Annotated in this window: 14 protein-coding genes; all 14 read right to left on the reverse strand. The window is 62.4% G+C overall.

Annotation, left to right across the window (positions count from 1 at the left end):
- Nucleotides 1-194 precede the first annotated feature (194 nt).
- A complete protein-coding gene (locus TH25_RS16930; protein WP_064790329.1) occupies nt 195-2150 on the reverse strand; it encodes a DUF3732 domain-containing protein in 1956 nt (651 codons plus the stop codon).
- A complete protein-coding gene (locus tag TH25_RS16935; RefSeq protein WP_064790328.1) occupies nt 2147-2635 on the reverse strand; it encodes a three component ABC system middle component in 489 nt (162 codons plus the stop codon). Before TH25_RS16935 ends, TH25_RS16930 begins: the two co-directional genes overlap by 4 nt.
- Nucleotides 2632-3855 (reverse strand): ABC-three component system protein, encoded by a 1224-nt coding sequence (locus tag TH25_RS16940; RefSeq protein WP_064790327.1) that lies wholly within the window; start codon nt 3853-3855, stop codon nt 2632-2634. Before TH25_RS16940 ends, TH25_RS16935 begins: the two co-directional genes overlap by 4 nt.
- A 426-nt stretch (nt 3856-4281) precedes the next feature.
- Nucleotides 4282-4710 carry a hypothetical protein gene (locus tag TH25_RS16945; protein WP_064790326.1) on the reverse strand — a complete coding sequence of 143 codons (429 nt, stop codon included), beginning with the start codon at nt 4708-4710 and terminating at the stop codon, nt 4282-4284.
- 2 nt (nt 4711-4712) lie between these two features.
- Nucleotides 4713-6698 (reverse strand): conjugal transfer protein TraG, encoded by a 1986-nt coding sequence (locus TH25_RS16950; protein WP_064790325.1) that lies wholly within the window; start codon nt 6696-6698, stop codon nt 4713-4715.
- 27 nt (nt 6699-6725) lie between these two features.
- Nucleotides 6726-8480 carry a relaxase/mobilization nuclease domain-containing protein gene (locus TH25_RS16955; protein WP_064790324.1) on the reverse strand — a complete coding sequence of 585 codons (1755 nt, stop codon included), beginning with the start codon at nt 8478-8480 and terminating at the stop codon, nt 6726-6728.
- A 243-nt stretch (nt 8481-8723) separates the two neighbouring features.
- A complete protein-coding gene (locus TH25_RS16960) occupies nt 8724-9482 on the reverse strand; it encodes a lytic transglycosylase domain-containing protein (RefSeq protein WP_309471288.1) in 759 nt (252 codons plus the stop codon).
- An 8-nt stretch (nt 9483-9490) separates the two neighbouring features.
- Complete coding sequence (locus tag TH25_RS16965; protein ID WP_064790322.1) at nt 9491-9826, reverse strand: DUF736 domain-containing protein; 336 nt, start codon at nt 9824-9826, stop codon at nt 9491-9493.
- A gap of 66 nt (nt 9827-9892) precedes the next feature.
- The gene (locus TH25_RS16970; protein WP_064790321.1) at nt 9893-10435 is read right to left on the reverse strand and encodes a S26 family signal peptidase; all 543 of its coding nucleotides are present in this window, start codon (nt 10433-10435) and stop codon (nt 9893-9895) included.
- Entirely contained in the window at nt 10432-11007 is a 576-nt protein-coding gene (locus TH25_RS16975; RefSeq protein ID WP_064790320.1) for a DUF2840 domain-containing protein, read from the reverse strand. Before TH25_RS16975 ends, TH25_RS16970 begins: the two co-directional genes overlap by 4 nt.
- Complete coding sequence (locus TH25_RS16980; protein ID WP_064790319.1) at nt 11004-11258, reverse strand: ribbon-helix-helix protein; 255 nt, start codon at nt 11256-11258, stop codon at nt 11004-11006. The genes TH25_RS16975 and TH25_RS16980 overlap by 4 nt, the downstream gene beginning before the upstream one ends.
- Nucleotides 11255-11908: a ParA family partition ATPase gene (parA, locus tag TH25_RS16985; protein ID WP_064790318.1), complete on the reverse strand. Its 654-nt coding sequence runs from the start codon at nt 11906-11908 to the stop codon at nt 11255-11257. Before parA ends, TH25_RS16980 begins: the two co-directional genes overlap by 4 nt.
- Nucleotides 11905-13080: a replication initiator protein A gene (locus TH25_RS16990; protein ID WP_064790317.1), complete on the reverse strand. Its 1176-nt coding sequence runs from the start codon at nt 13078-13080 to the stop codon at nt 11905-11907. The genes parA and TH25_RS16990 overlap by 4 nt, the downstream gene beginning before the upstream one ends.
- An 18-nt stretch (nt 13081-13098) precedes the next feature.
- Complete coding sequence (locus tag TH25_RS16995) at nt 13099-13380, reverse strand: helix-turn-helix transcriptional regulator (RefSeq protein WP_064790316.1); 282 nt, start codon at nt 13378-13380, stop codon at nt 13099-13101.
- Nucleotides 13381-13434 lie beyond the last annotated feature (54 nt).

Consider the following 13434-nt stretch of genomic DNA (forward strand, 5'->3'; position numbering starts at 1 on the left):
CCCTCGGCGCATGCTTACGCTTCGTCGAGTAGCAGCAGAAAGGCCATGTCATGCGTAAACACGATCACCTGGCGGCTGGCGCCCACTTCGGCCAAGCGCGCGGCAACTCGATCACGGTGCAGGTGATCAAGAGAGGAAACCGGGTCGACGAAAACGATGGGATGCGCTTCAGGGCATTGCGATCGTTCAACTGCTCAGTTCTCCTTTTCTTGCGGCCAATCCTCTGGGACCAATGCGGGGGGTTTAGTCCATGGTATTTCGATGAGTGCGTCCTGAAACCACTGATCACGAAGATTCGCATGCTCAGTGACGATCAATTGGAAGCCTGGAACATCGTCTTGGGTGAACTTCAGCAACAGCTCGAACAACCGGCGCACAGCATCGAGGTCGGCGTCGGCTTCCGTCTTCTGCACCGAACCATCGGCATCCCTGTATACCTGCTCGGAGGGGAAGTAGACTTGGGTTGGTTGGTCGATCAACAGGAAGCGCGGAATCGGACGGTTGTTCTGAGCCGCGAATAGATGCAGGGCGAGCAATGCTGACAGATGGTAGGCCAAATGGTTCTCGCCGCCGCCAGTCCTGCCCATTGGCACAGGACGCTCGGGTCGATCGAAGACGATTGTCAACTTCGGCAGGTTGAGCCGCGCAGGGTAAGGACCGAATTCGGCGTTGAACTTCTGGATGTATTGCGACACCTGTGCGGAAATGTTGTTGAGGATCGAGGTCAGGCGTTCGTTGCTGTCGTCAGCGCCTATCTGCTCCTCAAGCTGCTTAACTTTGTTGTTGAGACGGCGATTCTCCGATTCCAGTTTGGCAAGATCCTCATTCGGGAGGAGCGTTTCCAGGAACAGGCTGATACGGCCAACCACGCGCGCGGCCGCGTTGTTGCGGGTACCCATTTGGGCGATGACTTCGTTGGCTGAGATCGCCGCGGATAGCTCCGCTTCCTTCTGCTTGATATCGCCCGCGATCCCATCCGCTTTGCCGACCAGTTCGGCTAGGTAGGCTTCGAGCTTGGGGCGCTGGCCGGTGGCGATGCGTAACTCTTTGTCGAGCGTTTCCAATTCATTGAGCAGAACGACGGCGACCGGGGATTCCAGCGCCAAGTTTTGTTCGCTGAACGGCCATCGCCATTCGCCGCTGTCGGGGTTCTTCGGCAGTGCCTTGATTGAGGCCAGCCGGTCTATCTGTTCGGCGGCCTCATTTTCGTAGCCGCGCGCCCGCTTGGCGAACTGTCGTGCCGCGTCAATCCGGGCCTGCGTATCACGGCGATCCTGACGCAGTTGGGCCAGCTCATCTTCCAGAAACGAAACCCGGCTGCCGTCGTCGTCTGGCACGGTTTCGGGCTTCCACGACAGAGCCAACCTCAATGCGTCGATGATCCCGTCGGCATTCGGGTTCTCGTCGGTGTTGCCGATGACCCCGACTGTCTTGGCTTCCGAGTAGAGGCCGATAGCTTGTTCGTGCGACGTGTCGACAGCGTCGCGTGCCTGATCCAGCTTCTTGTTGCTGATCCTCAGATCGCGCTGCGCTAAGCGCAGCCTGGATTCCAACTCGTAGCGATCGTGTGACGAGACGCCAAGCAAGATTGGCAACGTGTCGCGGATCGCCTGCGGTTGGAACTGCTCGTTCTGGCGATAGAAAAGTTGATCTTTGTTGGCGACCAGCCCCTGCTTCTGGAACAGATAGTAGAACGTGTGCTTGACGTTCGCGTCGTAGCTAACTCTGCTGTGCTCAGGCGCGACTTCCGTGCGGTTCTCGGGAATGCCGAGCAAGCGCGACAGCAGTTCGACAATACTGTCATCGTCAGTGTTGACCGCCAGATCCTTGAACTCGGGCACCTCCAATTGGGCACCCCTTCGCAACATCGCCGTGCTGCAACTCGCGCCACCTCCTGGCGGGGTTGGCTTGGCAATCAGCACCTGTTCTTTCTCGAACTGGTAGATCACGGCAAACCAAGACACCTTGTCACGGATGATGCCTTCGGGGACGTTGAACGAGGAGCGTCCCATGCAGTACTCGATGATCTCGGAGAGCGCAGACTTGCCGGTAGAGGAGCGACCGGTGATGACGTTGAGCCCGTCTACCTTAAACCGGATGTCACGGCGCTGGCCGTCATGGCTGTAGATGTGGATGGATCTGATCTTCATGGTCGAATCCCGAAAGTCGCATAAACCGTCGCCCGGTCGGCAATGCGTGCAAATTCCTTTCCGACGATCCGAGCCACCTTCTGGCAGGCGACGGTTTCGGCGGTTCCATCGACGCTCTTGCGGACCTTCTTGGGTACGGTCTGGATGCGACCGTCGTCCGAGACGTCGATGCAGCCCCGTTCCATAAGCAGACCGAACCCCTCGAAGGCATACGGCAGCATCTGCGTGACACGGTCGGCGAAGCCCACCATGATTTGCTGGTTCTTCTCTGCGGTCTTGAGCAGGTAACTGCGTGGACTGCCGGCGATTATCTCGCGCGAATCCTTGTGTAGGCACAGTGGCAATACAAGCAGCGACAGCGAAAAGGGCATGCCGCGATCGTCTTCTTCCTCGTAGCCGTGCAGGGCACGGAACAGGACCAAGCCGCAGAATGCAGGATTGAAAAGGTTCCGAATTTCAAAGGGGCGCTGATCCCATCGCTTCACGAGGCGACCCCCAGGACATTGCCAAGTCGGTCGAGAAATCTTGGGTGCCAATAAACCTTGGGTCCGGGGGTGGAATCCGCCAGAATGTGAAAGCTGCCGCGAAGGACATAGGGCTCCGTCACCCGTGCGCGAATGCGTAGAGATTCGATCTTTCCAGTCTCAAATTCCGCCCAGTTGTAGAGAGTCGCGCCGGCTTCGCGCAGCGCATCCTCCGCACTGTCGTCCGTCAGCTTCTCAAAGGCGACGTCTTTATAGCGACCCCATTCATCGGTGAGGCGATCTTCGTACTCCTCGACCTCTCCCAATACGAGCAGATTCTCGCGGGCCCAGGCCGATCGTTGTTCGAACGCCCGATAATAATCCAGAATCGCGCTCCTGATCCGATTGGAGGAAATACCAATCTCGCGCAGTTGCGCCACGAACAGGCGTGGATCTGAATCGGTGTCAATCTCGTCGGCAGGCAGCTTTCCGCGGAAGGTGATAGGAAGGTTGTCTGCCTTGTATTCTTCGGCGAAGCTTGAGAGCTTGTCCGACACTTCGTAGCCGAAGATCCCTTCCGGTCTGGCACCAGTCAAGTGTTTGATCACTGCGTCGGTCCACCAGCCTTCCAGTCTCTGAAAGACGAACTCCCTGTGCTCGCGCCGGATGCTTCGCATGTGTTTGTCCCTTATGATTGTCGGGATGTCGACAATGCGCGGGCTACCATCGAGGATCAGGACGCGTTCCAGGAAGTCCTGCTTCTCTGAATCGCTAAGTTCATTGAATAATACGGCAATCGGCGTGATAAGTTTCGACCTCGACTTGCTGAGTGCTTCGTTGGCAAGCTGGGCCAGTGTTGCCGCATCACCCGAAGCGACTGGTCGATCCGGGAGGAGGCCAGCAAGGAAAGAGTCCGACGATACCGTGCCGGTGGTGAACAGGAAGAACCGCAAATTTGATGCAGCACGACCATCCCGCTTATACCGCAGCAGCCAAATATTGACGGACTTCCAGAAATCGGTCGACAGATCGGTTAACTTGTCACCGACTGCTTTGTGTTTGAGTGAAGCGAGGGACTTGCCACCGTCGGTAGCAATGAAATCGAGATCATCGTCCTTTTCGAGACAAACGGTCGTATCCTCCGGCAACTGAAGCAGGTGCAGCAGGGAAAGACGCGCCTGATAGATATATCCAAGACCTTGCTCGCCGGCTGAATACTTATCGGTATGCGCATTGGTCATAAGAAATTGCTCATGCTAATACCCTGTGCGCTGAGCCTAACGACGAACAAGCTGCTCTACTCTTTAGCCTGCCTGACGCCACCGTGGCCGAATGTGTAGACCAAATCAATGGGTCAGTTTGGCCAACCAACACGCGATATCTCGACAAGGTGCTGATGGAAATTTCGCGGCAGGGCTTGATTTGATCTCTATCGCCGCGCGTTAGAATGCTGATCCGCATGATGCAGAGCGACCGGCAGCTTCGTCCCGCATCGCTCCCGTCTGACCTTTGAAAATGCTGCACTGTGTATCGAACGGCAGGTATGGTGAATGCCGCATAGCAGCGAGGCGCGATCCTGAACGGCGGCAGTGGGCCGATCAACCCGGACACGGTGATCACGGCTACAGTTCCGACGTCTGCGGCTGAGACAGGTGACATCCTTTCAGCTACCTGAGCCCCCCGTCCACATCCTCCGACACCTCCTGCCGCAGCTTCGGCCCCTGTGCGAGGCGCCGACCGAGAGCTGAGATAAACGCCTCGTAGCGCTCCCCAGCCTTTGCCCGCGCCGCTTTGGCCGCGGGTTCCGGCAGAGCCGGTGTTGTCGCAAGCCAGAAACGGATGAACACCGCCAGGCTTTCGACGGAGATCCCGACATCGCGTTCCAGCCGGGTGATCCGCCTGTCGATTTGATCCAGGCGCCTGGCCAGAACCGCCTCGCGGCGCTCTGCGTCATCCGGGGAGAGAAAGGATGCGATCGCTGCCTCGGCCACCATCGATTGGGATCGATCACGCCGGGCGGCAAACTCCGCCAGCATCTGCATGACCTCAGGATCGAGGTAGACCGAAATCTTCGTCTTCTTGCGGCTGGTGGTCATGATCAAAGCTCCATGCCATCATCGGGATTGAGGGAGATCTGACGTGCAACACCACGCATCTGCTGCATGACACTGCGGTTACGGACGGCGCCATCCTCCTCATCCTCGGGTGGGTCGAATTCAAACTCGTTCTCGAGAAGCGTCTGCTTGTCGACCGGCTGAGGCTGCGCCAGCTCCGGCTGAAGACGGCGCTCTGACGCTGTCGGGTCCTCATCCTCCGGTCCCGTCTCGGAGACTGGCTCCAGCTCGACGTCCTGCGTTGGTACGGCCAGACCGCTCCAGTCATCCTTCCCCGAGGCGCCCACCTCCACCAAGTCGGGTGGCGGCAAGACCCGTTCGGTAAACCGCGAATCTTCGTAATACCGTGCTTTCGTCGCGCGGATCGGCGGAGTGCCTGCCACCATGACAATCTCTTCTGAAGGCGGCAGCTGCATGATTTCTCCGGGGGTGAGCAAGGCCCGCGCGGTTTCCGACCGGGACACCATGAGATGGCTGAGCCAGGGCGCCAGACGGTGCCCGGCATAGTTTTTCATCGCCTTCATCTCGGTTGCCGTGCCAAGAGCATCAGAAACCCGTTTGGCCGTACGCTCATCATTGGTCGCGAAGCTCACCCGGACGTGGCAATTGTCGAGGATCGAATTATTCGGGCCGTAGGCCTTCTCGATCTGGTTCAACGACTGGGCGATGAGGAAGCTCTTCAGCCCGTAGCCCGCCATGAAGGCCAGCGCGCTCTCGAAGAAATCCAACCGGCCGAGCGCCGGGAACTCATCAAGCATCAGCAGCAGCCGATGCCGGTCATCCTTGCCCTGCAGGTCTTCGGTCAGGCGTCGGCCGACCTGGTTGAGGATCAGGCGGATGAGCGGCTTGGTGCGATTGATGTCAGATGGCGGCACCACGAGATACAGCGTGACAGGTCGCGCTCCCCCGACAATGTCGCCGATCCGCCAGTCGCAGCGGCGCGTGACCTGGGCGACGACAGGGTCGCGATAGAGGCCAAGGAAAGACATCGCCGTCGACAGCACACCGGAGCGTTCATTCTCGGATTTGTTGAGCAATTCGCGGGCGGCACTGGCGACCACGGGATGCGGCCCCGCCCCGCCCAGATGTGACGTCCGCATCATCGCGCGGAGTGTGGACTCCACGGGACGCTGCGGGTCGGACAGGAAGTTGGCGACACCGGCCAGCGTCTTGTCCTTCTCGGCATAGAGGACGTGCAGGATCGCACCGACGAGCAGGCTGTGGCTGGTCTTCTCCCAGTGGTTTCGCCGCTCCAGACTTCCCTCGGGATCGACGAGAATATCCGCGATATTCTGGACATCGCGAACCTCCCATTCCCCGCAACGCACTTCCAGCAGCGGGTTGTAGGCCGAAGAGTTCGGATTGGTCGGATCGAACAGCAGGACCCGACCGTGCCGGGCCCGGAACCCGGCGGTCAACTGCCAGTTCTCGCCCTTGATGTCATGAACGATGGCCGAGCCGGGCCAAGTGAGAAGAGTGGGCACGACCAGCCCTACGCCCTTGCCGGAGCGCGTCGGTGCGAAGCAGAGCACATGCTCCGGCCCATCGTGGCGCAGGTATTCCCGGTCATAGCGACCGAGGACCACGCCATCCGGATCAAGAAGTCCGGCCGCCTTCACCTCGCCCATCTCCGCCCATCGGGCAGATCCATAGGTCGCGACGTTGCGGGCCTCGCGGGCGCGCCAGACCGACATAGCGATGGCCACCCCGATAGCAATGAAGCCCCCCGAGGCGGCGATGATCCCACCTGTCGCAAAGACCGGTGGCGCGTAGGCCTCATAGAAATACCACCACCAGAAGATGGCGGGAGGATAGTAGACGGGCGTCCCGAACAGCACGAACCAGGGCGGGCCCAGCTGTGCCTGATAGCCGAGGCTCGCGGCCACGTATTGCGTCGCGCCCCAGGTGGTGGCCAGAATGATGAGGAAGACGATGGAGATCTGCCCCCAAAGGATTTTTGTTGCGGACATGACTGTCGCTCCTTTCCTGTGTTTTGATCAGAGGCCAAGACCGAGCTTGCGGCCGAAGTCCCAATCGACCCCGCCGTCTCCGCGCGCGACGCCGGTAACGTCCCGTCCGAGGTGTTTTTCGAGGGAAGGGGACCAGGGCACCAGCTGGAAGCCGAGCGCGCCGTCAGCTCCATAGCCCTCGATCATTGCAAAGCGCCCCGAAGCCAGCGCGAGACGCTGGCGATATAGGCCGCTGACGTAGTCGCCCGCTTCCGCCTTGTTGAACGGCAACCCGGTCTCCCCCGAGAGCTGCGCGCCAACCGCCTGCAGCTCCCGGTCGCGCAAGGTTCCGAGCAGGCGCCGGGCAAAGACCACTCTGCCGCCCCGCTGCTCGGCCAGCCCCTCCGAGGTCAAATGATCGCCCCGGGCGTCCAGGGCCTGCCGGACCTCGGCACCAAAGCCCTGGTCCGACAGCGCAAGCGGTTCCCGCGCGATGGCCTGCCGGTCGAGCCAGGTCGCCCCGGGCGCGATCACCTGCGCAGCGAGGTCCAGGTCTGACCGAACCGCCAGTGCGACACGACGCTGGCCGCGCGCATCGTCATAGGTGCGGAGTTCCACGATCGAGCCGGCGGCGCTGTCACCGGCAGCGTCGAGATGGGGCAGACGGACATGGTGGCTCCGGCCATCGACACCATCGACGACGGCATAGGCTGTCCCCTTCAGCTCGTCATCGAGACCCCGCTGGACCAGACGACCGATGACGGGAACATCGAGCCTCTCCGCGGCAAGCACAAAGCTCGAGGCCCCGCGCTCGATCCCCCGGTCCGTCAGGGCACGATGCATCCGCTTGATGATGTCGCCACGCTCCCCCATCTCGCGCAGGACTGCCTCGGCATCGTCCCTGATGTGCCATTGCGACTGTCCGATCTGGTCGGCGACGCCGAGCATTTCCAGCCGGCGCAACCGCCCGACCTTCAGTGTGTGAAACGCATCCGGCTGCCGATCCGCATCCGGCGCCATGTCGAGGATGCGCGAACGCCCTGCATCCCGCAGCAACTGACGGTCGAGCTGCGTCCAGCGCTCGGCCCCGATCTGTCGCTCAAGTGTCCGGCGGATGTCGAGATCGCTACGTGGGCCCAGTTCCTGGGTGATGAGATCCCGTGCCCTGTCCCGCATGCCCTCCTTGATGTAGTCCCGCGAGATCACGAGATCCTGGCCGTCGTCGCGCGTACCCCGAACGATCAGATGGACATGCGGATGGGCGGTGTTCCAGTGATCGACGCCGACCCAGTCAAGAGATGTGCCGAGATCCTGCTCCATCCGCCGGACGAGATCGCGGGTGAAGGATTGCAGGTCGGACATGTCCGGCGCGTCGTCGGGTGAGACGATGAAACGGAAATGATGACGGTCATCGCGACACCGCCCGGCAAAGGCCCGGCCATCGGCATCCTCCGTTCCGGGCCCGAAGAGCCTGGCCTTCTCCCCGTCCCGGGTCACGCCGTCCCGGCGCAGGTAATCGAGGTGGGCTCCGAGGGGCGCGGATTTCCCGCTGTGCCGGACCACACGCGCCTTGAACACCGCGCCGCGTGTGCGGGCGGTGATGAGGCGGTTGGCCTGAATGCTGGCACGCTGACCGCGCCCGAATCTGGACCGATTGCCCGTGGTGACGCGCCCGGCCCGCGAGACGCCACCGCCGGCCTTTTTCGCGGCAGCCAGAGCCTGTGCGATGAAGGGCCGGGCCTGCTGCGCCCGGGTAGAGCGGATACGCCCCGGGCGGATGCGGAACTCGCGATCACCGCGCATGGCAAATCCCCACACAGTGCGAAACTACACTGAATATCAGAACCTTAGGCACATCTCGCACGGTGCAGGCACGCGCCACACGGTGCGGAGCGCGGCAAAAACATGAACAAAAACAACCGCCCAACCGCCGCGCACCGTGCGCCCTTTTATCCTGCCATCCTTCGGTCGTGGTGCCCGCCACCACCGGCCGTCCCCTCAAACGCACTCCAGAGCACGATAGCATGCGAAGTGTCGTCGCGCGGATCATGGCCGGACCTCACCAGTCTCCGGATGGACGAAGAGGCCCTCAGATTGCGGGGGGAGGCCCGCCTGCGGCAACGCCGGGACGGGCGAAGGAGCGCCGCCGACCGTCCGGTGAGGCGACACAGAACCGATCGCAGACCCGCCGTCGTCGCGGCTGATGAAGATCGCCGCCTCACGCCAATCGAGCGGCCGGGCTGCAGCAACAGTGCCGCCCGATGGCCGCTCGCCAAGCAGCACGGGCGCAAGCGCAGCGACATAGGCGCGCGTCTCGGCCGGCAACGGACGATCCGCCAAACGGTATTCGTCGTAGCGGGCGGGACCGGCGTTATAGGCCGCCAGCATCGCCGCGACATTGCCATAGCGGTCCCACATCTCGCGCAGATAGGCCGTGCCCGCGAGGATGTTGTCACGCGGATCGTAAGGGTCTCGGCCAAAACCATGACGGATGCGCAGCCCGGTCCAGGTGTCGGGCATGACCTGCATCAGCCCCATCGCGCCAGCGGAAGAAACCGCACGCAGATCGCCCGCGCTCTCTGCCCGCATCACGGCCATGATCCAGGTCGTCGGAATGCCGAAGCGCTGCGACGCCTCGGTGACCTGGGCGGCGTAGGGATGCGCGGCGATTGCGTGTTCGGGCACACTGGTTTGCGCCAAGAGCGGCTGCGTGGCGGTGACCGGGATGAGGAGGCCGGAAAGAAGAAGGAGGAGAAGGCGGCGGCAGATGCCACCTCTCCCCGACGCGGGACGGGTGCGGGACATAATCATCGTCAGTCCCGCTCGTCGCGTTTCTTAGGGCGGGTCCAGTGCAGCCCCCACGCCCTGCCCTCCTCGTCCGACTGGAACAGGCGCGCGCGTATCGGATGCCGGAAAACCGGATCATCGAGCAGGACCGAAACGAAAGCCCCTGCGGTTTCGCCGGTGTGTTTCCAGCCCGCGCCAACCTCCGGACCCTCCTCGTCACCGAGATGGATGCGATAGGCGGGAGCTTTCTCGGTATCGACGGCGTCGGTGGGAACAAAGGTCAGTTCCAGGTCGAGAGAGAGCGTACGCAGTTGTCCGGCATAGCCAGACGGGGTGCGGGTGAATTGACCGATCTGTGGCATTGGAGGCTCCTTCCTCATGCGGTGAATGGGAGGCGGGTCGCTTGCGCGCCCCGCGATGGACGCGCGTCACCGCTCCGGCGCGTCCCAGACGAGGCGGCCATCGCCACCCTCGTCGGTGAACAGTGGACTGGCTCGGCCGATCACTGCCGAGGTGGGGAACGGACCGAAGTAGCGGCCATCGAAGCTGTCAGAGACCGCCGGGTTCATCAGGAAGACTTCGCCCTCTACGATGGTGCGGCAGCCCTGCCAGACGGGAAGATCGCGGCCCTGGCTGTCGCGCTCTCGCGCCTCCCCCAGGTGTCTGCCATCGACGGTGATCGCAGCGCCGTCACGGCAGATCCGTTGTCCCGGCAGCCCGGTGACGTGCTTCAGGATCGGCACATCGCGACCGACATAGCCGCGCGCGACCATGAAACCTGCAAAGGGTTCGGGCGGCATGACCGCGACCAGATCTGGCGCCGCGAGTCGGCCCACCGGCGCAATGGTGTAGAGACCAATTGGCACACTGGCCGAGGCGTTCCAGACCAGCCGTGGCGCAGTCGGAATGCTGCCGGCGATGACAGCGGCGAGCGCGGCAACCGTCACCATGATGTAGCGGGCGCGGCTCATTGCGTTCGCCTCTTCGAAAGCCTCACCGGAGCGTTCGACACGCTGCGCGAACCGAAGCTCACCTCCTGACGCCGGAGCCATGCGGCATGGCGTTCCGCCGTATAGGCGCGCGGCGCTTCGCCCGCCTTCATCCAATGCGCGACATGGCGCCAGTGGTCGGGATCGACGTCGGCAGGACCGATGCCGAGACCCTCGATGGCATCGACATGGCGGAGGACCTTCTCAACCTTGGGCCAGCCTTCGATCTTCAACAAAATCTCGCCACCGGGGCGTACGAAAGGCAGCGTTTGATAGGAGTTACAAGCCGCGATCGCGCGCACGATGTCGATGCGCGAAACAACGGTTCCATAGTCATTCGACGTCCAGCGGACGAAGCCAAATACGGCGCCGGGACGGAAAAAGACGATGCGGCGGCTGCGGTCGAGGATCTGCGTTCCGGCTTCTTGGCCGAACCGGATCCAGAACTCGATCCGCTTCTCCACCCAGGTCAGTTCTACGCGCGTCAGCGCGCCGCCGGAATGGGCGTCGAAAGATCCGTCTCCGGTCACGCCAGGGATCACAAAGCCGGTCATTGTGGTTCTCCTTCGGGTTCCGGGTATTCGCGCCCGAGCAACTCGCGCAGCATGTCAGCGACAGTGACGCCGCGGCTGAAAGCTGCGACCTTGATGCGACCGCGCAGGTCCGGGGTAATGTCGATGGTGAGCCGGGCCGTGTAGATCGCCGCCGCGCGACCGTGTGCAGATGGCGCCTCGCCAACCTTGATCCAGGTCTCGGCATCGACTGGCCGCGCGGCGAAACCACGCTTGTCATTGCGCCCGCTCATACCGCCACCTTTCCAAGACCGAGGCGCCCGATCTCAGATGTCAGCGCCGCGATCTCTCGGGCAGCATGCGATTGACGGTTGATGTCACTGGCGAGGCGACCGGTTTGCGCCGCATCTGCAAAGACGACGCGCTGACCAATCGTGCTGGCAAGCACTGGAGGATTGTGATCCGCCAGCGCCTCGGCGGTGTCCCGGGCGATGACGGTGCGCGCGCTGCAGCGGTTGAGCAGGAAGCGGGCGACAAGTTCCGGCCGATAAATGCGGGCCTCCCCAAGGAGGGACAGCATCTCGACAGAGGCCCAGCCATCGAATGGCGAGGGCTGTACCGGGATCAGCACCAGATCGGCGGTGAGCAGCGCTGAGCGCATGAGCCCAGCAACACGCGGTGGGCCATCAATAACGACATGATCGACTGTGCGGGCAAGTTCAGGGACTTCGCGGTGCAGGGTGTCACGGGCCAAGCCGAGGGTGCCGAAGAGCCGCGGCAGACCTTCGCGGGCGCGTTGCTGCGACCAGTCCAGGGCGGAGCCTTGCGGGTCGGCATCGATCAGGGTGACACGCTTGCCCTGTATCGCCAATTCACCAGCAATATGGAGCGCCAGCGTCGTCTTGCCGACGCCACCCTTCTGATTGAGCAGAGCGATGATCATTCGCCACCTCCCGGCAATTCGAGAGGAAGGCGGGGCGTATCTGGATGATCGGAGGCTGCTGCGACACCCTGATCGGAAGCCGTTCGCGGCACCGATGGGGCGACGGCTGCCTTCGTCTTACCGGCCTGGCTGAGGCTTTTTGCGGTGGCACGGATGAGGTTTTCCACATCACGCGCGCGCTCTTCAAAGTTAGACTCTTTGTTAGACTCTAAGTTAAGGGGGCGGTTTCCTATTTCGTTTCCGTGCGTTACCCCCTGTTTGGGTTCCTGATAGCACGAGTCTCCGGTTCCCGATAGCACGATAGCCCGGGTTCCCGATAGCACGAGCCCATTCACAGGTTTTCTACAGCCCGGAGTAGGCTCGAAAGCCAACAGCTTGCGGCCACCAACCTCTGTCTCGAGAAAGAGCGTGTAGCCCGGAAGCGGCTGCCGCCTGATGATGTCGCGAAGCTCGAAGGCAAACCGCTTGAAGGGCGACAGTGCCCCGGACTTCTGGTGAAGATGATGGAAGTCGAAACGCCAGCCATCCCGCTGCCGACCACCGTGCTTGCGCACCAGGCGATACAGCCAGCGGTCAAGTCCGCCGGTCAGGTCGAAATACGCCCGATCAATGGTGAGGACGAGCGCATTGTCGAGCACGGCCCGGTAGAACCAGTCGGGCACGATCAACTCGATGCCGTCCGGCCGCCCATCCCTGTCGCTGCGCTCCTGCCATTCGTTGATCCAGGAAAAGCGATGGCGGCGTCCTTCCGCCGGCTGCCGGATCGAGGTGGAGATCGTCGTCGACTGGAGACGATCCAGCGCCGCCTTCAGGCGCTGGTAATCCCGCGCACTGGTTCCGCGGCCGACATAGGTGAGGATCTCATATGGGGTGGCCGCCATCAGCCGGGAGGTGCGCAGCCCCGCGTCACGCGCCTCGACAATCTGGCTCGCCGCCCAGATCAGGATGTCGGCATCCCAGATTGTGGCCATGCCGTGATCGGGAACCGCTTCGACCCGGATGCTGACGCTGCCAGCGGCAAAGTCGATCGGTGCGACCCGTTTCGACTTGGCGAGAGAAAAGAAGGGATAGGCCATGAGGTCCTGCGCATCTCTGGGGGCGAAATCCCCGGGCAGCGCGCGGAACAGATCGAGCTGTCCGCGCTCGGAACGGGGTTTGCGTCCATCGGTCATGACGGCATTGCCGCTGCGTCAGCGCACGAAGCGGCGGGGCTGCGGCAGATTGGCGAGCGTGTGGCGTTTCGCCGGCAACACCTGCCCGCGCGGGTCGGATGTCGAGGTGACAGCGCCGCGTCCGACCCAGGCCTGCAGGTCCTCGATCGCATAGACCACGCGTCCGCCCAGCTTGTGGTACGCGGGACCGGTGCCATAGGTCCGGTGCTTCTCCAGCGTCCGAGCCGACAGGCTCAGGAACTGCGCGGCCTCCTTGGTGCGCAGATAGCGCGGGGGAAGTTCGGTTGAGATGGCGGACATCGGGCGTCTCCCTACTGTGTGTGACTAGTGCCGCGAAACAGCGGCTGATGACGG

It is taken from the genome of Thalassospira profundimaris, from assembly GCF_003326755.1.
GTDB classification, from domain to species: Bacteria; Pseudomonadota; Alphaproteobacteria; order Rhodospirillales; family Thalassospiraceae; genus Thalassospira; species Thalassospira profundimaris_B.